Annotated in this window: 17 protein-coding genes; 7 read left to right on the top strand and 10 right to left on the bottom strand. The window is 61.6% G+C overall.

Annotation, left to right across the window (positions count from 1 at the left end):
* Together WBP53_RS16215 and WBP53_RS16210 are read left to right on the top strand one after the other, a co-directional pair.
* Positions 1-251 (top strand): hypothetical protein (locus tag WBP53_RS16215; protein ID WP_423930788.1); only part of this gene is annotated, 251 nt, incomplete at its 5' end.
* 142 nt (positions 252-393) lie between these two features.
* On the top strand, positions 394-855 hold the full coding sequence (locus WBP53_RS16210; RefSeq protein ID WP_423930787.1) for a hypothetical protein: 462 nt from the start codon (positions 394-396) through the stop codon (positions 853-855).
* A 500-nt stretch (positions 856-1,355) separates the two neighbouring features.
* Here the strand turns inward: WBP53_RS16210 and WBP53_RS16205 are convergent, their stop codons facing one another.
* Together WBP53_RS16205 and WBP53_RS16200 are read right to left on the bottom strand one after the other, a co-directional pair.
* Positions 1,356-2,696 carry a M24 family metallopeptidase gene (locus WBP53_RS16205; RefSeq protein WP_423930786.1) on the bottom strand — a complete coding sequence of 447 codons (1,341 nt, stop codon included), beginning with the start codon at positions 2,694-2,696 and terminating at the stop codon, positions 1,356-1,358.
* A gap of 339 nt (positions 2,697-3,035) precedes the next feature.
* Positions 3,036-4,874: a M1 family metallopeptidase gene (locus tag WBP53_RS16200; protein ID WP_423930784.1), complete on the bottom strand. Its 1,839-nt coding sequence runs from the start codon at positions 4,872-4,874 to the stop codon at positions 3,036-3,038.
* Positions 4,875-5,014: 140 nt separating this feature from the next.
* On the opposite strand from WBP53_RS16200, the gene WBP53_RS16195 reads away from it, so the two are divergent.
* A complete protein-coding gene (locus tag WBP53_RS16195) occupies positions 5,015-5,725 on the top strand; it encodes an autoinducer binding domain-containing protein (protein ID WP_423930782.1) in 711 nt (236 codons plus the stop codon).
* Positions 5,726-6,163: 438 nt separating this feature from the next.
* Here the strand turns inward: WBP53_RS16195 and ubiE are convergent, their stop codons facing one another.
* From ubiE to djlA, 7 genes are all read right to left on the bottom strand, one after another.
* Positions 6,164-6,913 (bottom strand): bifunctional demethylmenaquinone methyltransferase/2-methoxy-6-polyprenyl-1,4-benzoquinol methylase UbiE, encoded by a 750-nt coding sequence (gene ubiE, locus WBP53_RS16190; protein WP_423930780.1) that lies wholly within the window; start codon positions 6,911-6,913, stop codon positions 6,164-6,166.
* A gap of 241 nt (positions 6,914-7,154) precedes the next feature.
* Positions 7,155-10,553 carry an ankyrin repeat domain-containing protein gene (locus WBP53_RS16185; protein ID WP_423930778.1) on the bottom strand — a complete coding sequence of 1,133 codons (3,399 nt, stop codon included), beginning with the start codon at positions 10,551-10,553 and terminating at the stop codon, positions 7,155-7,157.
* 112 nt (positions 10,554-10,665) lie between these two features.
* A complete protein-coding gene (locus tag WBP53_RS16180; RefSeq protein ID WP_423930776.1) occupies positions 10,666-10,917 on the bottom strand; it encodes a YcgL domain-containing protein in 252 nt (83 codons plus the stop codon).
* A gap of 75 nt (positions 10,918-10,992) precedes the next feature.
* Entirely contained in the window at positions 10,993-14,247 is a 3,255-nt protein-coding gene (locus WBP53_RS16175) for a S41 family peptidase (RefSeq protein WP_423930774.1), read from the bottom strand.
* Positions 14,248-14,352: 105 nt separating this feature from the next.
* On the bottom strand, positions 14,353-15,027 hold the full coding sequence (rpe, locus tag WBP53_RS16170) for a ribulose-phosphate 3-epimerase (RefSeq protein ID WP_423930772.1): 675 nt from the start codon (positions 15,025-15,027) through the stop codon (positions 14,353-14,355).
* Positions 15,028-15,098: 71 nt separating this feature from the next.
* The gene (locus WBP53_RS16165; RefSeq protein WP_423930770.1) at positions 15,099-15,710 is read right to left on the bottom strand and encodes a hypothetical protein; all 612 of its coding nucleotides are present in this window, start codon (positions 15,708-15,710) and stop codon (positions 15,099-15,101) included.
* 75 nt (positions 15,711-15,785) lie between these two features.
* A complete protein-coding gene (gene djlA, locus WBP53_RS16160) occupies positions 15,786-16,571 on the bottom strand; it encodes a co-chaperone DjlA (RefSeq protein WP_423930768.1) in 786 nt (261 codons plus the stop codon).
* Between the two features lie 248 nt (positions 16,572-16,819).
* Between djlA and WBP53_RS16155 the strand changes: the two genes are divergently transcribed.
* From WBP53_RS16155 to WBP53_RS16140, 4 genes are all read left to right on the top strand, one after another.
* Positions 16,820-17,716 carry a phosphoribosylaminoimidazolesuccinocarboxamide synthase gene (locus tag WBP53_RS16155; protein WP_423930766.1) on the top strand — a complete coding sequence of 299 codons (897 nt, stop codon included), beginning with the start codon at positions 16,820-16,822 and terminating at the stop codon, positions 17,714-17,716.
* Complete coding sequence (locus tag WBP53_RS16150) at positions 17,673-18,401, top strand: J domain-containing protein (protein ID WP_423930789.1); 729 nt, start codon at positions 17,673-17,675, stop codon at positions 18,399-18,401. The genes WBP53_RS16155 and WBP53_RS16150 overlap by 44 nt, the downstream gene beginning before the upstream one ends.
* Positions 18,402-18,531: 130 nt before the next feature.
* Positions 18,532-18,996: a DUF962 domain-containing protein gene (locus WBP53_RS16145; protein ID WP_423930764.1), complete on the top strand. Its 465-nt coding sequence runs from the start codon at positions 18,532-18,534 to the stop codon at positions 18,994-18,996.
* A 100-nt stretch (positions 18,997-19,096) separates the two neighbouring features.
* Positions 19,097-19,795, top strand: coding sequence for a VIT1/CCC1 transporter family protein (locus WBP53_RS16140; protein WP_423930763.1), 699 nt, complete (start codon positions 19,097-19,099; stop codon positions 19,793-19,795).
* Between the two features lie 51 nt (positions 19,796-19,846).
* Here WBP53_RS16140 and WBP53_RS16135 read toward each other — a convergent pair.
* Positions 19,847-20,158: MMPL family transporter (locus WBP53_RS16135; protein ID WP_423930761.1), on the bottom strand; the 312-nt coding region annotated here is incomplete at its 5' end.

The raw sequence follows: 20,158 nt of genomic DNA, 5'->3' as shown, positions 1-20,158 counted from the left end.
ACGGTGGCGTGGCCAGGATCGCCGAATTCGGTCAGTTTGCCGCCAGCAACGGAGCGTGGTTGATCGAGGGAGGCGGCGTGTCCCCCGATATCGCCGTCGTCAACGCACCGGTGGCGACGTTCAAGGGCAATGATGCGCAACTGGATGCTGCCCTGAACTTGCTGGAGAAGAAGATGGCCAGTGACCCGGTGAAACCGCCGGTGCCACAGGCGATACCACCGCGTGGCAAGCCAGGCTGGGACCTTCAATAATTTGCTTGCAATGCCGACATGAGCAAGCGTTTGCAAGTTGACCGTGCCGGCATGCGAGGATGGGGCCGGCCCGACACTTCAGAGTCGCCGGGTCGGCACCGCGCAACCCTGTACGACACTGAACCCGTGGAGCTTGCAGATCATGACCGAGCACGATTCGCGACAGCCCATCGTTGACGCCGAACATCTCCGGCTGCTTTCGCTGGGCTATGTATTCTCAGGTGTCATGACCGCGCTGTTCTCTCTGATGGGCTTGTTGTACGCGGGGATCGGCTTGTTCATGAACCACTTCTTCGCCGGCATCGCCCAGGACAGTGCGAAGCCGGTTGACGTGCCGCCCGAGTTTGTCGGCACGATCATCGGTGTGTTCGGCGGGGTTTTCTTTCTCGTGGTGGCTGCATTGGCGTTGGCGAAATTCTGGGCCGCTTCGCGGATCCGCCAACGGCGGTCACGGATCGCCGTGCAGGTGATCGCGGCGATCACCTGCTTTGGTATTCCCTACGGCACGGTGCTTGGTGTTTGTACGTTCATGGTATTGGGTCGGAATAGTGTGGTGGGGATGTTTGATTCGCCGATCGTTGCCGTGGGGACGAGTGCGGACTGAGTCCAAGTGCTAAATGGCTTTCACTCGCCTTCAGCGAGCGAGTCACTTTCTCTTGCGTAGCCACTGCGCCGCAGGAGCAGCGCGAACGGCGGAGCCGGCCCGCAGGGCGGAGGGCAGGAGCCCGGTGTCAAGAGAAGGCCACCCCACGCACGCGCCTTACGCACAGTCCCTGTGCTTCAGGTGCACGAGTCAGCTCCGGGGTTTGCTGACAGCACATCCGTGTGCTGGCAGCAAACTGGCCCACGTCCTGTGGGCCATCCTTCGGACAATTTCGGCAACTGCTCCATGCGTTGTGCTGCACATGGATGTGCGAATGCCGCGAGCGCAGGATGCGCGAGAGTGGCCTCTACCTCCTGCATCCATGCAGTCGCCTGCGCAGCCTCGCCACGTGCGACGGGACCCTTTTAGCGCGCGTCGTGCGCGCCAAAGCAGGAGCAATAGCGCAAGCATAGGCGGCCTCTGCGGACTATCTGGCATTCAACGCAACACACGCTTGTTCGCTAGTCCGCGACAGCGGGAAATCTCGGAATCAGGTGCGGGCTGGTCTGGCGGCCATCGAGATAGCGAAACTGCTGGCCGTCGAAGGCGCCGTCCTGTTCGAGCATGATGCGGATTTCCTTGTTCCACTCAGGGACTTCGGACGCGGCGCTGAGTTCGATCGAGTAGACGGTGTTGGCATGCATCGGGAAATCGCCACTGCCGGGAACCCCTTCCTGCTTGTCCCACATGCCGATGGTCGGACCGGCGGCATGGCCGTGGCTGCCCAGCGGGTGGGTGTAGATCGTGGCCTTGATGCCTTCCTTGCTCGCCTTGGCGAGTGAAGCAGCCAGTATCTGGTTGCCCGATCGGTCGAGAGCAAATTCGCTGGTGAGGATGTCCTGCAAGCGGTTGGCACGAGTGAACGCGGCGGCGATGCCTGCGGGCATCCGGGTCTCGCCAGGCCTGAGTACGTAGGCGTGTTCCTGCACATCGGTGTTCAGGCGCAGGTAGGTGATGCCAAAGTCCACGTGCAGCAAATCGCCTTCACGGATGATTTCGCCGGCCGGATGATCGATGAAGCTTTTCAGCTGATCGAATTTCTCGTCATCGTTGCGCTGGATCGACACGGTCGGATGGAACCAGGTATCCAGGCCGAGATCGCTGACACGCTGGCGCAGCCACCAGACCACATCGTCGCTGGTCGTGATGCCAGGCGTGATGACGTTCTCGGAGAAGGCTTCGGCAATGATCGAATGGGTTATGCGCGCGAGTTGCGGATAGATCTGCAACTCGCGTTGCGTACGCGTTTCCAGCCAACCCACGGCGAGATCCTGCGCAGATACCAATCGATTGCGGTAGCGCTCGGGCAAGGCATTCAAGAGTGCCGTGTAATCGGTGCGCACCAGACCGTCAGCGTGGGCGAAGTCGACAGACTCATTGATGCCAATCTTCTTCGGATCGCGTGTCTCGACGATATTGGCGAGGGCTTGCCACTGGTCGGGAAATTTCTCCATGTCCCAGGCCGACTTGATGCTGTCGCCGACGCTGTAACGCGCCACCGCGAGTTTCTCAATCGCGCCGCTTTCCGGATTGTTGAAGAACACGAGGATCGTACGTCGGCGCGCATTCAACCAGGTTGCCGGCAACATCGTGCGCAGTACCGGATCTTCGTTGTACTCGCGTGAAACGATGATCCACATGTCGATGCCTGATCGCTTCATCAACACCGGCAGCAAGGTATCGAGCCGCTCGGCGAGGATCTCGTCGACCACACGTGCTTGTTCGCGCTCGCTGAGTATCTGCGCGGAAGCATGCGGCAAGCCGGCGACAAGCAAAGCGAGTGTCAGTAGCAGTGATTTCATGGGGTAAGCCGGCAGCAGTGTAGGCTCCGACAGGCTGTCATCGCGCGTCGTGCAAGGCAAGGCTTGCGGTGGCTCACAACAACCAATCCTTCTCCCTTCGGGGGAAGGTGCCCGACAGAGTCTGTCCCGGACTCGATCCGGGGGCGGATGGGGGTACGCGCGTGCTTCAAACTCCAGCTTCGCCCGTCCCCTCGACCGTTTGTTCCCGACACGGTTCTACCACCTCCATTCATGGAGGCGTACCACCTCCATCCATGGAGATGCCACCCCAGCCCTCTCCCGAGGGGAGAGGGAGAATTTCCAGCACCTTGCGGCTGTCGGGAAGAGTCCAGCAGGCTGTTAGAGCCCCAGCACCTTCTCCACGCTACCCTGGGTCAACGGGTGATAGCCGGGCTTTGCCCTTGCATAGACCTCGATCGCGAAGGCCTTGCCATCCGGGGTCCTGGCCAGCTCTTCGTAGATCGGCACGACCAGCTTGCGTCGACCGATACGCTCGATGAAGGCGGCAATCTGTGGACGTGCGTCGGTGTAGCCGGCACGAACGGTAGCCACGTACCAACGGAACGCAATCTCGCCGTTGCCGCTGTTGCTGAGGTCCCAGGCATCGTCAAGCGCCTTGATCTGTGCCAGCTCGGGCGTTTCCGGCAGCGCGTTGATGAAACGCAGCCATTCGAGTGTCACCCAGTCTTTCGCCTGGATATCCGTGGCTGCGAGATCCCCGGCAATGAAATCGGAAGCAGCCTTGTCGACTGCGTCGAAGCGCGCCGAATGGGCAACCGGTGCATTTGCCGGAATGCCCGGCAGGTGCAACCAGGCATCAATTTCGGCCGAGCTCACCTTGCCCAGGTGCTTCTTCTCCAGATTCTCGCTGTAGAACTCGAGGAACTCGGTGCTGGTGATGCTCTGGAACGCATAGTGGTCGAAATAGGCACGCAGGAATGGATCAAATTCGTCGCGTCCGTAGCGTGATTCAAGAAAGCGCAGGAACCAGCGCCCCTTGTCATAGGGCACGCCAGACAGACCTTCATCAGGATCGATTCCCGCCAGGTCGGTGATCAGCAGCTGCTGATCTGGCGCTATGTCCTGCATCTCGACCAGCAGCTCCTGATCGTCGACGACCAACTGCATGGTGGCGACTTCTTTGCCGTACAGCTCTTCGACGATGCGGTTTTCGACATAGGTCGTGAAACCCTCGTTCATCCACATGTGTTCGGCGCTGGCGTTGGTCACCAGATTGCCGGACCAGGAGTGCGCGAGCTCGTGGGCGATCAGGCCGACCAGGCTCTTGTCACCGGCCAGGATGGTCGGCGTGGCAAAGGTCAGACGCGGGTTCTCCATGCCGCCAAACGGAAAGCTGGCCGGAAGAATCAGGATGTCATAGCGTTCCCAGCGATACGGACCGTAAAGTTTTTCGGTCGTCTCGATCATCTTTTCGGTGTCTTCGAGCTCCTTGGCAGCGGCGGCGATCACGCTCGGTTCCGCGAAAACGGCGGTACGTGGGCCGGTCACGCGCACATCGAGTTCACCCACGGCGATCGCCAGGAGATAAGACGGAATGGCCTGTTTCATGACAAAGCGGTAGTCACCATTGAGGCGGTGCTTGACGTCATTGTTGGCGCTCATGACCACGCGCAGCGGCTTGGGAGCCTTGACGTGCGCGCTATAGGTGAAGCGCACCGAGGGTGTATCCTGCAGCGGAATCCAGCTGCGCGCATGGATGGCCTGCGATTGCGAAAACATGAACGGCTGCTTCTTGCTGGCTGTTTGTTGTGGCGTCATCCATTGCAGGCCGGACGCCTTGGGTGATGTCCGGTAGCGGATGCTCACGACGGGAACCTGATCCTTCAGCGCAATGCGCAAGGCCGAACCGAAGATTGGATCTCGAGGGTCGAGGCTGAAAATCGCCGCGTGCTCCTGGCCCTGGGCATCAATGGCCTTGATCGATTCGATCTCGAGGTCACGCGTATCCAAAATCAGGGATCGCGCATCCGGGTCGTGCCAGTCGAGGGTCAGTTCGGCCGTTCCAATCAGCTTCTGTGTGGCGAAATCGACTTCAAGGTCGAGATCGAGCGAAGTCATCGTCACTTTCGACGGCTCGGCATAGCTGTGCGGATCAACCTCGGCATGGACGGCCGGGGCAGCCAGAAACAGGAAACAGGTCAAAAATAGGTATTTCATGATTCCTCCGTTGCAGACCAGCCAGTATGCCACCGCTCGGCCAGGCTCTCGCGGGCGCCTCGCGGCACGGAATGCGTTTTCGCGAACCGGTGTGCGGACTTGTGCCGCTGATTTGCGTATATTCTTCTGAAGGGGGATAGATGATGCTTGACCAATGGGACAGTCTGCAGTGCTTGCTCGAGTGTGACTCGGCCGAGACGCTGCGTGCGGAGGCTAGTCGCCAGGTTCGCAGGCTGGGCTTCGATAATTGGGTCTATACCGGCGCTGGCGCTGCCCATAGGGTTGCGGACCGCCTGAACACCTATCCGGCCGCCTGGAATGCTCATTACCAGCGAAAGGGCTATCTCGAACTCGATCCCGTCATCGAGCACTGTCGTCATCGCTCCACTCCATGTCTTTGGGCATCCGATCCGCGTGCGCGTCGCGCAGGCTTTATCACGGACTATTTCCGTGAAGCAGCGGATTACGGCTTGCGCGCAGGCATTGGCCTGCCCCTGCACGGTCCCGGTGGTCACACGGGCATGATCTCGGTGGCGACCGACAACAACGCTCAGGCGGGCGAGAACCTGCGTCACCTGGGCGACCTCCAGTTGCTTGCCTCGTTCATGCATGAGGCCAACCATCGCCTGTTGTGCCAGTCGGCGCAGCAAGAGGTGCATCTGACTTCACGCGAACAGGATTGCCTGCGCTGGGCGGCTGAAGGCAAGACCAGCTGGGAAATCGGGCAATTGCTCGGGATTGGCGAGCGGACCGTCGTTTTCCATATCCAGAACGCCGCCCGCAAGCTCGGCGTGCTCGGGCGCCGGCAAGCCATCGCAAAAGCGTTCGCCCTTCAGCTCATTGCGCTTTAGCATCCTGTAACAGTTGTTTGCATGCAAATCTCGTCGGCCGCCTGAACGCTGGACGGAAGTCTGTGATGCGATTTCCTGAGCGAATTCCGGCCTTTTCCAAAGACAGCGCGTGGGCTGCGCGGTCTGGCAGGCTCGGTGAGAGAGCCGTTGCGAGCACTCGAATCATACTTTTCGCGATTCGTCAAGCTGTAAGAACTTACAGCTATCGGTGACCCGGCGGCGCAGGCATGCTGGTCTCCAGTGAGTGGCCATGCCCTCACCCGAGTCCCCCTAGTCGGACGAGGGGAGAACGGTTCGCAGGATGCGACCCGCTCCTCGTTCGACTTCTTTATTTCCGACGTTCCGATTTCATCGCCAGCCTGCCGCGTGCAGGTGCCGGCCGATGATCCGCGCCCGTTGCGCGACCCGAAGGCGCTGCGCGTACTGCGCCGCTCCTGCCTAGAGCCTGTAGCCGCGATGGATGGCGACGATGCCGGCCGACAGGTTGCGAACATCGACCCGCTCCAGACCCGCCGACTCCATCATCGCCTTCAGGGTTTCCTGGTCAGGGTGCTTGCGAATGGATTCCGAAAGATAGCGGTAGCTCGAATCATCGCCAGCGATCAGCTTGCCGAGGCGCGGCAGCACCGAAAACGAATGAAAGTCGTACAGGGGCTTGAGCAACGGCTCACGCACGGTGGAGAACTCGAGGACAAGCGCACGGCCACCAGGCTTGAGAACGCGATGGATTTCCGCGAGAGCCCTGTCCTTGCGCGTCACGTTGCGCAAGCCGAAGGCCATGGTCACGCAATCAAAACTGCGGTCGGGAAACGGCAGGGCTTCGGCATCCACCTGAGCGAAGTCGAGACCTCGCAGCAGGCCACGATCGATCAGGCGATCACGCCCGACCCGCAACATGTCGCCATTGATGTCGGCGATGACGATGCGCCCGTCGCTGCCGACCCGTGGCAACAACAATGCAGCGATGTCACCCGTTCCACCCGCCAGATCGAGCACGGCATCGCCCGCACGCACACCGCTGGTCGCGGCAAAGTGGCGCTTCCACAATCGGTGTATGCCGAATGACATGAGGTCATTCATGATGTCGTACTTGCGCGCCACCGAGGTGAACACCTCGCCGACCAGACGCGCCTTGTCACTCTCGGCAACTTCGCGAAATCCGAAATGGGTTGTGGAGGGCTTGTTCATGAGGGAATGGTAGCTCAACGGCATGGATTTGATCTTCGGGACTGGGGATTGGCAAAGTCGCAAGTTGGAGCGATCCGTGCTTTTCCGGCTGCGGCAGCGCTTCGAGTCAAAAATTGGGCATCAAGCCCGGAAGTCTGTCGTGTGGAGTAAATTTGGCAAGACGCCGCCATATCAGCTCTGCGAATCCCGAATCCCGAATCCCGGCTTTCCACAGCCCAAGGCTGGTTATCCCGAATCCCAATCAATCCTTGACCCGATTGCGCAAGGTCAGCCTCGCACTGGGGACCGCGCTGCGCACGACGCCCAGTTCATTGGCGACATCGACATAGCCGAGCAGGGCCGCGATCTCGCCGGCACTGCGCCCCAGGGTATCGAGCTGGTCGATTGGTGCGTCGTGCGACTTCAGCAGACGCGCAACGCCGAGCAATCCATGCATCGCGCAGGCGTGCAGCGGACTGACTCCGCGCTGGTCGCCGCCATCGACACTGGCACCTTTTTCTACCAGTAGCGTCGCGAGATGACCGAGGTGTTGCGCATCACAGGCGGTTCCCGGTTCTGCGCGTGCGCCAAGCAGAAGCAACAGCGCATCCTGACCACCCTGATTGCGCGCGCTGATGCTGGCGCCATGGCGCAGCAGCATTTCCAGAAGCTCCGCGGAGATCCCCGTGTCGCGACTTTCAAAGGCGAACTGCGCCGCAGCCTGCAACGCAGTATTGCCGCGGTCATCGGCTACATTCGGATCCGCGCCACGCTCAAGCAGGGGTTCGGCCAACCGCGGCAAGCCGAGTGCCGCCGCTATCATCAGCGGGGTCCCTCCGCCCGGCAGGCGCTGATCGGCGTCGATGCCATGCTGCAGCAGCGTGCGTACGACGGCTTCCCGGCGTGCCGCGACGGCCGCCGAAAGGCAGGTGGCGCCAGAATAGGATGCTTGCTTCGGATCGGCACCGACGTCGAGAAGTCGCACCACCAGGGCTGCGAATCCCGAACCGGCGGCACGAATCAATGCCGTCGCCCCCTGCGCATCGACACTGCCGACGGAAAAGCCCAATCCCAGCAATTTGTCCACGGCATCAATGTCGCCAGCCGCGGCAGCAAACGGAAGATCCGCACCGCGCAATGCACGGCCGGGAAGGCGCCAGCGAGGCCAGTTCAGCCAGTAGACGAGATCGCGATCGGCGCGCGACAAGGCCAGGCCGAGCGCAGTTTCACCATTGGCCGAAGCCCGCTCGGGGTCGGCACCACCACGGATCAGTACGCGCGAGACCCGAATCGCTGCCGCACTGGGAGCCTTCAAGGCGTAGTGCAAAGGCATCCGGCCACGCGAATCGAGGGCGTTTACGTCGCTGCCGCTTTCGAGCAGGCGGGCGACGAGGTCCGCATCACCGAGCGCGCAGGCAAGATGCAGCGGCATGGCGTCACCAGAAGCGCGGCCAAAACAGTCGGCGCCACGAGTCATCAGGCGCCCGGCCAGGCGGCACATCGCATCGCCTTCGGGGCCGGCTGGCGCAATTGACAACACGCGCGCCACCGACGAAGCACCGCCAATCGGAAAACCTCGCTGCTCCAGTTGGGCCAGTGCATCGCCTGTCCCGGGCAAGCCATCAAGCAAGGCGTCGGTCAACAGCTTGCCGTTGTCCAGTCTGGCATCGGGTGGCAGTCCGAGATTGCAGATCCAGTCGCGCGCCTGCGCATGTCCGGGTTCGATCAGCCCGAGATAGAGCCTCGCAAGTTCGGCGACCGGCCGGCTCTGGGTGGATTCGCGCAATTCATCCGCTACGTTCCAGTGGCCGAAGCGCAGCGCATCCAGCAAATGGGACGCGCGCGAGTCATCTGCAACAGGCTCGGCGGCCATGCTGCTTGGCAACGTGAACGCAGGATCGAGCAGTGACACGATCGGCCAGCGCCCGCTGGCCGCAGCATGATCGACTGCACGCCGGCCATCTGCCGCGACGATGCTCCTGTCGGCTCCGATCGCCAGCAGTGCGCGCACGGTCTCCTCGTTGCCCGCACGCGTGCCACAGGCAATCATCAACGCGGTTCGGCCCAATGCATCGACCCGATCCGGATCGGCCTTGCGCTCGCCCAGTGAACGGATGATCTCCACGGCACCGGAACGTGCGGCTTCCATCAAGGCGTTGGCGCCGTTGCGATCCAGCAATTCGACCTGAGCACCCGCGCCCAGCAGTGCCTTGGCAATCTGGACGTGGCCGGTCATGGCGGCCGCCATCAACGGTGTGCGATCAAGCAGGCCGCGCGCATCCACCCTGGCTTTGCGCTTGAGCAGCATCCTGACCCCTTCCGGATCATCTTCGGGCACGCTGGCGGCAAGCAGGAGAGCAGGCTGTGAATGATCGACATCAACGGCGGCACCCCGATCCAGCAGGAATGCAGCCAGCGGCCAGTTGCCATTTGCGCAGGCCATGCCCAGCGCTGTCCTTCCTTCGCCGTTGACTGCATCCAGGGGTACGCCGGCATCAAGCAGCAGGGCGGCCACGATCGGCTCTCCGCATAGAGCAGCGTGATGCATCGCGGTGTTGGCGTCATCGTCAGTGACAGCCGGATCCGCTCCGTTCGCGAGCAAGGTCATGATGGCATCGGGTCGGCCCTGAAAGCTGTCCCGCGTCGCCGCGATCAGGGGTGCCATGCCGCCATGACTGCGGTTTACATCAACACCCGTGGAAATGAGGGCGCGAAGCAGGCGCAGATCGGGAAGGATCACGGCGTGGATGAGTACGCTGCGCTGGTCGCGCTCGCCAATCAACGGAACGGTATCGGGATTTGCACCGCGTTCGAGAGCGGCGAGTGCCCGGTCGACCTGGCCCGAGCGTGCCGCCTCGAGCAGTGCGGCACTCGCCTCGAACACGCCAATGTCTTCCGGCAGCGTTTCGACCCGCGCCTGGGTATCGGCCAATTCCTCCGCCTTGCGCTGAGCCGACAAGCGCTGCAGGCGTGCATCGGTCAACATGGCGTTGACACAGCGTGTTGCGACAGTGAGATAGGCCAGCGGCACGATCACGAACGCATACACGATGATCGCGGAAATGCGCAGTTCGATGGCAAGCCCGGCTCCGAGGGTGGCAATGGCCAGCGCACCGACGCTGATGACCAACAGGGAGAGCCCCGACATGAGACCGTGGCTGAAGAACAATTCATGTTCCCCGGTCAGGTGGCGGGCGAATGCCATGGATCGGCGCAATGCGGCAAGCAGCCACGATCCGCGCCCTTCGGCGGGATAGGCATCATCCCAGACGAATGGCAGCACGAACGCCGGCCACAGTCGCCACAACAGCAGCAAGGCAATCAGCAGGGCGGCCGACAGTCCGAGAGCACCCATCAGGGTCGGATCATTGACCAGCCACCACGCGGGCACCGCCAGCAATGCGGCCACCACAATGGTGTACAGGCTGGCCATGACGAATCCGGTCAGGCCGCGACGTGCCACGCTGCGGCTGAAGCCCAGATCCATGTCGAACCCGATCCCGGCGCAGATCGCCGTCAGCATCAGGGCGTTTCCGGCCAGCAGCAGGATCAGAACCAGCGGATCATCGAACAGGATGGCCGCGGCGAATACGAAGATGGCCGGAATGAACCGGGCCAGTCCAATCAGCAGTGAGCGGGGGCGGGCGGCGGTTTTCGGCATGTCGTGAGGCATTGTCAACCAGGCCGCGGCCTGAGCCGCGATACGACGAGTATATCGATGCGCGGCGCATTTGCGCTCGGGCTGCTGGACAGGCGTCGGCCTTCAGCAGGGTTCACGCCTGTTCTTCGCGCTCGGCAACCGGCGGCCATTGCAGGTGATAGCCCTGTGAACGCAGGTTGATCATGACCGCATCAACGTTCTCGCGGGCGAGTTTGCGCTGGGAAGACAGCTCGATTTCGATCACGAAACCCAGCGTACCAAGCTGTTCGGCAATGGGTGCAGGCAAAACCTCGAACCCGTCCGCTTCACGAAGGTAAACGTAGGTCTCGGCCTTGCGCAGACTCTTGTAGACGAAACACTGCATCGGCAGCCACTCCAGAATCGGGAAACGGGCCGCGCAGGATAGCGCAGCCCTATTGTTGTCCAGTACCCGCGCGGGTCAGCGCCCGGATGGCTGTCCAAACCGTGTCGGTGCCGGCGGTGCCACGGGAATGCTGCGTTGACTGCTGCCCAGCTCTTCCAGAAGCACGCCGACGGCGACTTCGATACTCGGATCCTTGCCCTGCGCAAGCTGCTCCGGACGATCGATGACCTCGATATCGGGACTGACGCCTTCATTCTCGACGGCCCACTGTCCATCCGTATCGATGAAGCGAAATGTCGCCGCCAGCAAGGTGCCGCCATCGGCCAGTGACGGATTGCCGGAGATTCCGATCAAGCCGCCCCAGGTACGCGTACCGATCAGCTTGCCAAGGCCGAGTTTGCGGAAGTAGTAGGGCAGCGCGTCGCCACCGGAACTCGAGATCCCGTTGATCAGCATGGCCTTGGGACCATTGTGCGACAGCATCGGCGTGGCCTGCGGATCCAGGCCGCGACTCTTCCAGTAGTTGAGCGGCTTGCGTGCAAGCAGTTCGATCATTCGATCGGGGATAAAGCCACCGCCGTTGTAGCGGTCATCGATGATCAGGGCTTCCTTGTCCGCATAAGCCAGCATGCCCTTGAACAATTCGCGATTGCCGGCGACCGCCGTATTCGGCAAGTGGATGTAGCCGATACGGCCATCGGACAGTCGATCGACCATGGCACGACGCGAGGCGACCCAATCGGCGTAACGCAAATCGTACTCCGAGGTGAGTGTCGTCACGCGCACTTCGCGGCTACCCTTGGCATCGGGCCGGGAATTGACCTGCAGGCTGACCTTCTGGCCACCCTTGCCCTGCAGCAACTGATAGAAGTTGGTGACTGATCCCGCATCAACGCCATCGACCGCGAGAATGTAATCCCCCTCGCCCACGTCAACCCCGGGCTCTGCCAGCGGAGAGCGCTTGCCTTCATTCCAGTCGGCACCGCCAAATATGGTTTCGACACGGTACGTCCCCGATGGGCCCGGGATGATTTCGGCGCCGAGCAAGCCCCCGGGCGTGCGTTCCATTTTCGGCTGGTCGCCTTGCTGTACGTAGACGTGCCCGGAGTTGAGTTCGCCGACCAGCTCCTGGAACAGATAGTCCAGGTCCTGGCGTGTTGCGACATAGGCGACCAGGGGCTGATAGCGGTCCCGAATCGCGTTCCAGCGCTCGATCCCGCCGTGCATGCCCGGATCGTAGAACCAGTCACGAAGAATGCGCCAGCCATCCGTAAATTCCTGATTCCATTCGCGCGACGGGTCGATCAGCAGCTTCATGGCCGAGAGGTCGAGTGCCTTCTTGGCAGGATCCTGATCGGCCTTGGTATCGAGCAGCGCAAACTTGCCATCAAACTGGACCAGCACCTGCTTGCCATTCGCAGCCAGCGCGTAATCGGAAAGTCCCTTTGCGATCACCACATCGCTGTCGGCATCGAGTCCGAGCATGCGAAGCTCGAAGCTGCCGTCGTCGCGCCCACCCCGCGAGGCTGCGAAAAATACTGCTTCTGCGCTCGCCTTCAACTTGCGGAAGTTTCCGTTGCCCGCCTTGAGCACCTGCTCACGCCCGATGATGCCCTTGGTGTCTATCCTGATGCTGCGCGTCGACGCATCCTTGCCCGGCTTTCCCTCTTCCGCTGCGGCGTGCTTTTCCGCATCACGGTAGAAGAACGGACCGGCCGCCGCGAGACTTACCGCGTAGACCCGCGTTGCGTCCGCATAAAGGTAGTTCTGTTCGTAGGCACTGAACTGCAGTTGGTAGTCGCGATCGGACAGGAAATAGAGCCAGCGACCTTCAGGATCGAATGCCGGGCTGAATGCACTCGATGATTCGGCGGTGACGGGTGTTCTTGATCCATCGGCCAGCGAATACAGCCAGACCCTGCTGACCAGGCTGGCGCCGGTGCGCGCCGTGTACGCCAACCATTGGCCGTCCGGCGACCATGTGTAGTCGGTGATGTCTTCCGCGCGACTGCTGTCGACATCGCGCGTCTTGCCAGTATCGACGTCGACGATTCGCAAACGCTGCTTCTTGTCGGCGTAGGCAATGTGGCGGCCGTCTGGTGAATACACGGGCGGGAATCGCCAGACATCACCATCACGGGTCAGGCGTTTCGGCGTGCCACCTGCCAATGACTGCAAATAGAGTTCGTATTCGCCGCTGGCATCGGACAGGAACGCGATCGAGTTTCCGTCCGGCGCCATGGTCAATCCCAGTTCGCGCGCATCCGGCGTTCGCGAGATGTTGCGGATCTCCGGATCGGTGCCGCTGTAGCGAAATACTTCGCCGCGCGCCGCGAAGGCGAGGGTTCCCGCTTCGGAATCGAGATCGAACGATTCGACCTGGCCAGCCACGTTCTTCCAGGTCGGCAGGGTCTGCGGGAAATCACCCGTGACCCGTATCGGCACTTCGCTGGCCTTCGAGGTCGAGGGATCAAAGCGCCAGATGGCGCCCCCGTTTTCGAAAACGATCGCATCCTTGCCCGCGCTCGGCCAGAGCACATCGAAGTCCGTGAACTCGGTGACCTGACGCGCTTCGCCGCCTTCGGGTGAGATCGCGAACAGGTTCATGGTGTAGTTGCGATCGGAGGTGAAATAGATCGTGTCGCCCACCCAGGTGGGCTGGTTGTCGGTGGCCGGATCGTCGGTCAGGCGCTTTGACGTGTTGTTGGCCAGATCGTAAGTCCAGACATCCTGGGCCCGGCCACCGCGATAGCGCTTCCAGCTGCGGAATTCGCGATCAATCGGGGTGTACACGTAGGTCTTGCCATCTGGCGACAACATGCCACCGCCAGTCTCGGGCACCGCCAGCGGTGTTTCCATGCCGCCATCTACCGGTACCAGATAGGGTCGGCCGCCGCGATCATCCGTTCCGACGCGGTTGGCGCGCACGAGCAGATTCTTTCCATCCGGGGTCCAGTCCAGCACGCGGTAGTCGGTGCCGCCACGAACCGGTTGCGGGCCGACGTCGTTGTACCAGGTCAACTGGCGCGGCTTGCCACCGGTGGCCGGCATGACATGGACCTGGCGCGTGCCGTCGTATTCGGCCGAGAAGCCGATCCATCGGCAATCCGGCGAAAACTTCGGATACAACTCCTGGCCCGCGTGCGATGTCAGGCGCAATGCAGTTCCGCCTGCCGCTTGTACGACGTAGATGTCACCAGCCTGTACGAAGGCGATCGACTCGGCGCAGATATCCGGGAAGCGAAGCAGGCGCGAATTGCCCGCGGGCATGGCCTGGACCAAGGCGCTGCCGGCCAGGATCAGGACGGCAACAGGAAAAATAGGACGCATCAGGCACTCCACGGCACGCGAAAGCCTTCGATTCTAACGCCTGCGCTCGGGAAACCCGAGTGCCGATGGTATGCGCGTAGCGACGTTCGCGAAACCGCAGCAGCGTCAGGCCGAGGCCACTGCCGATTTCATGGAGGAGACCACCGCAGGGTAATCAGCCTTGCCAAAGATCGCAGAGCCCGCAACGAACGTATCGGCTCCAGCGCGGGCGATATCCGCGATATTGTCGATCTTCACGCCGCCGTCGATTTCCAGGCGGATGTCGCGACCGCTTCGATCGATCAGCTCGCGGGCCTTGCGCAACTTGTCCAGTGCCGAGGGCAGGAACGACTGACCCCCGAATCCCGGGTTGACCGACATGATCAGGACCAGATCGAGCTGGTCCAGCACATGATCGAGATAATTGAGCGGGGTCGCCGGATTGAACACCAGCCCGGCCTTGCAACCACTGGCATGGATCAGCTGGATGGTCCGGTCGATGTGCTCAGACGCCTCGGGGTGGAAGCTGATCAGGCTGGCCCCCGCCTTGGCGAAATCGGGAACGATGCGGTCAACCGGCTTTACCATCAGATGGACATCGATGGGTGCCGTGACGCCGTGCTTGCGCAGCGCCTCGCAGACCAGCGGCCCGATCGTCAGATTCGGCACATAGTGGTTGTCCATCACATCGAAATGCACCCAATCAGCACCGGCAGCAAGGACGGCATCAACTTCTTCACCGAGCTTGGCGAAATTGGCGGACAGAATGGATGGAGCAATGACGCAGGATTGTCTGGGCATGGTGTAGGGATTCGGGTTCCGGGTGGGGTTGCCTTGGCAGAATCGGGGTTACGCGCCTGTCTGCACTTGAATCATTCGCGCAGGCGGGCGTGGAATTGCCCCTCTGTCACGGACTTGTCGGGCATACCTGGCATTTCCAGTGAGAAACGGCCATCGACGTAGCCGTCGCTGACCGACGTGACCTCCACCTTCGCGTTGGCAAGGCGGATGTTGCTGCTGTCACCGATGGCATCGAACAGCATCTTGGATGCACCCGCCTCGGCGTCGCCTTCTTCCTTCGGAATCGTGATGCTGACGCGCACGAACATCGACACCATGTCGGCCGTGTAGCTGCCGGGTCCATTGAAGCCCGAGATATTGAGGCCGAGCGAGTCGCGCTTCATCTTGTCGCCATCACGGGTCGTATGGCTGGCGGATATCTTGAGGCGGTCGCCCTTGAGCCGTGCTGTTGCACGCTCGCCTTTCCACGTTGATCCAGCCATGTTGAACTGCGCATTGCCGCGGTCTTCGGTGGATTTCGATCGCCTCTCCGCCGGTTTCGCTTCGCCGGAACTTGCGGAAGGATCGGCAGCGCCGGCAGGATCGGAAGCACCGTTGCTGCAACCGACCGCTGCACCGAAGGCGACAATGACGGCAAGGCATGCGATATGGAATTTTGGCCGGGTGGTATTTTTCCGCAACATGATCGGACCTACCTCACTTGCAATGGGTGCAGGGGAATCTCGCACGAACCGGACGATACGTCCAACCGCTGACGCTCAGGTGAAACCGCGTTCATTCTTGATGCGCTCGTAAGCGGTGTTGATCTCGCGCGCTCGTGATTCGGCACGGTGCTTGAGTTCCTCGGGCACGTTGCCGAGTTTGTCCGGATGGTGCTGGCTCATGAGTTTGCGGTAGGCACGCTTGATATCGCGTGGCTCGGCACTCTGGGTGATGCCCAGGATCACGTAGGGGTCAGCGGTGGGCACGCTGTTGCGCGAGGTGCGCTGCCCGGGCGCTTCGCCGCGCGGACCCTGATAGCGCTGGCCATAGCCCTTCATCGCGGTGATTGCGCCAAGCTCCATGTCACTGACACCCAGTGCCCAACACAGCTTGCGCACCATGCCGAGCTTGTTGGCAGCCAGGGTGCCCTCCGCGTAGACGAGGTCGAGCAGCATGTCGAGCAGCAGGAAAGCGAGATCGCGCCGGCCGCGCGCCCATGCCTTTAGCTCCGCCACCGTGAGATGAACGTCAAATTCCGGCGCCTTGCCGACGTTGAACCGATCGATAGCCATGCGGCGCATGTCGGCATCAAGCCGGAGTCGATCCATCAGGGCCTCGGCTGCCTTGATCTCGAGTTCGGAAACACGACCATCCGACTTGGCCAGTGCGCCGGCAAAGGCGAACAGCGGTTCGATGAATGACGAAGCACGCGCCGGTGCGCGTTTCTGCATCACGCTGAGGTCGAACAGATGCCCGGCAAATGCGCCGATCAGCACACCGACGAAGTTGCGGAACAGGATCAGGCCGAGGATGGCGCCAACGACCTTGCCGAAGATGCTCACGTGCTGCTGCACTCCGTCTGGGCCGGCGCAGCGACGCGCATGCGTCTGCGCAAGCCGTCAGCCAACCGGGGCAGCGGGCCGCAGGGCCAGGCATTCAGGGTCATGCCGCACGACGGACAACGGTGGAAAAGCGGGGTGCAACGAAGCATGCGTAAGGTTCCGGGACAGTCTATTCGAAGATTTTACACGGCTGACTCGTGGTCCAAAGGTTAAACTGGACCCTGCTGCCGTTTTATGGAATTCCTTCCGTGCCCACGACGCTTTCCCAGTCCCAGTTACCCGGCCTCGACCTGATTCACCGTGGCAAGGTGCGTGATGTCTATGCCCTGCCTGATGATCAGCTGCTGATCGTCGCCACGGATCGGCTCAGCGCTTTTGACGTGGTGCTGCCGGATCCGATACCGGGCAAGGGCGAAATGCTCACGGAAATGTCCAATTTCTGGTTCGCGCGAACCGCCGACGTCATGCCGAATCACCTGACCGGCCGGCGCGTCGAGGAGGTGTTGCCGGCCGGCGTTGATGTGGACCTCTACGCCCGTCGTAGCGTGATCAGCAAACGCCTCAAACCGGTCCCCTTCGAGGCCATCGTGCGCGGTTTTCTGATTGGTTCGGGCTGGAAGGACTATCGGGCAACCGGCGCGCTTTGCGGCATTCCGTTGCCCGCTGGCCTGGCTCAGGCCGAGCAGCTGGCTCATCCGATTTTCACGCCTTCGACCAAGGCTGCAGTCGGCGGCCACGATGAGAACGTCAGCTTCGACACGGTCGTCGGTCAGGTAGGCAGTGCTTTGGCTGAACAAGTGCGCGAGGCAAGCCTTGCCATTTACCGTGAGGCCGCACGCTTCGCCGCAGAGCGCGGCATCCTCATTGCCGACACGAAATTCGAATTTGGCACTGACGCAGATGGAAAGCTCTACGTGATGGACGAAATGCTGACTCCGGATTCGTCGCGGTTCTGGCCGGCGGACGAATATCGCGTGGGTATCAGCCCGCCGAGTTTCGACAAGCAGTTTGTGCGTGACTATCTGGAAACCCTGGACTGGAACAAGCAGGCGCCCGGCCCGTCGATTCCGCAGGAAATCATCGAGGGCACGGCACAGAAATATGCCGAGGCGCTACAACGCCTGGCTGGCATCAGGCTGGCCTGACGCGATATCCATCATGTCCAAGGGCATCGATTTTCTGCGGTTGTATCGCGAATTCCAGCTTGAGCCGGGAGCCGACATCGATGATCTCAAGCGCGCGTATCGACGGCGTGTTTCGATGGTCCATCCCGATCGGCTGGATGCAGACGACGCGATTTCTCAGCATTTGGCCACCGAGCATCTGCAAAGGCTGACGAAACTCTACGAAGCCGGCATCCAGTTTCATCGTCGGCACGGTCGGCTGCCTGGCGCCAGTACCCCCTTCGTGCCGCCCGCCAGTCCGGCTCCTGAAGTAGCGGTTCCTGCCGTGGAGGTGCCTGGTCCTGTGCGATCTCGCCGTCTGCGCTGGATCATCCTTGCGCTCGTCGTGGCCGGCGTACTCGCGTGGCGATTGCTGCCGCTGGAGACCACCGAAGCGCCGTTGGAAGTTCAGCACTCTCATGACGTGCGACGGGCTACCCCGGCCTTCATGGCGTCGAAACCGCCTCTCGGCAAGGAAGGCATCCGACTTGGCATGGACAAGGATGCCGTGTTGCGCATCAACGGTGCGCCGGTCATGCGTGAAGGAGAGCGCTGGCTGTACGGCCCATCCTGGATTCTCTTCAGGGAAGGGAGGGTGGCCGAGTGGTACAGCTCGACACTGCAGCCGCTGAAGATTTCCGGAAGCGCCGACACAACCCAGGACTGAGGGCGGCTGTGCCGGCTTGGGATCAGCACGAACGACCCGTTTGTGCAGCTCGCTGCCGGACTGCTCGCGTTGATCCGTTAGTATTGGATCACGACACGCCCAACTATGCCGCGAGGTGACCGGACGAATCATGCGAACTGTCAATGAATGGTTTGGAAACTACAGCAAGGATCATTGCAACCCCGTCAACCGGGCGATTCACTGGGTGTGTGTACCAGCAATCCTGTGGGCGGTGATGGCGGCCCTGTGGGCGATTCCGGTTCCGGACGCTATCGGTCGCCCGGGGTTCTGGTGCGGCCTGGCGATCGTGGGTGCGTTCGCCTTCTACTGGCGAATGTCACGTCCGGTCGGGGCGGCCATGCTTCTGGTGTTCATCGTGTTCGGACTGTCATGCGAGTTGCTCTATCGTGCAGTTGGCTCGACCAGCATGTTCTGGATAGCCGGTTCGGTTTTCGTGCTGGCCTGGATCGGACAGTTCATCGGGCATTTGATCGAAGGCGCTAGACCATCCTTCTTTACCGACCTTGCCTACTTGTTGATTGGTCCCGCGTGGCTGACCGGCAAGTTGATGAGGAAGATGAACATTCGCTACTGACGGCCTGGCTGACAGCGCAGGCTACCTTCAACCTGATACGCGCATGCAGGCCGTGAGATTCGATCCGGTCCACCGCGAAACACTACCAGAGGCGTGGCACATGCAGGCACACAAGCCTGAAACACATCGAACCAGTCGCATCGGCTGGCTGCGTGCCGCCGTACTTGGCGCCAATGACGGCATCGTCTCGACGGCCAGTCTGGTCATCGGTGTTGCCGCAGCAAATGCAAGCCAGACCCAGGTGCTTGTTGCCGGCGTGGCCGGACTGGTCGGTGGCGCCCTGTCGATGGCAGCGGGGGAATATGTTTCGGTCAGCTCGCAGGCAGACGCCGAGCATGCAGAACTACGCGTCGAGCAGGACGAGCTCGAACAGTTTCCACAGCAGGAACTGAAAGAACTCGCGGGAATCTATGTGAAGCGCGGACTCGATCCGGTGCTGGCCGCGAAGGTCGCCGAGCAACTGACGGCGCACGATGCGCTGTCTGCGCATGCGCGCGATGAGCTCGGCATCACCCCGGAATTGCGCGCACGACCTCTGCAGGCGGCTCTTTCTTCGGCGGCAGCCTTTGCAACCGGGGCCGTGTTACCGCTGGGAACTATCCTGATGGCACCTGCCGCCTATCGCATGCCTGTCGTAATGGCGGCTTCTCTGACCTCCCTGGCTATTCTCGGTGCCATGGCCGCGCGTGCCGGCGGAGCTCCGGTAGTGCGAGGCTCGCTGCGAGTCGTGCTGTGGAGTGCGCTGGCGATGGCAGCCACGGCGTGGGTGGGCAGCCTGTTCGACGTAGCGCTGAACTAGTTACAAACCCGGATCGACGCTGGTCGATCCGGGCCTTCTGTTCAGGATGACTCAGGCTGCCTTCTCGTTCGGTCGCAACAGCCAGCGACACAGTGCAGGCAGGAACACGATGGCGGCAATCATGTTGACCACGAACATGAAGGTCAGCATCACGCCCATGTCGGCCTGGAACTTGAGATCGGAAAACACCCACGTTCCCACGCCTGCTGCCAGAGTCAGCGCTGTGTAGAAGATTGCGATGCCCGTGGTCTTCAGCGACGCGAAGTAGGCTTCGGTCAGTGGCTTTCCGGCCTGCAGCGACTCGTTCATCCTGGCGAAAATATAGATTCCGTAGTCGACGCCGATGCCCACACCGAGTGCCAC

This window comes from Dokdonella sp. (assembly GCF_049593775.1).
Lineage (GTDB): Bacteria > Pseudomonadota > Gammaproteobacteria > Xanthomonadales > Rhodanobacteraceae > Dokdonella.
The sequence above is the reverse complement of the archived record's forward strand: the minus strand, read 5'-3'. Positions and strand labels throughout refer to the sequence as shown.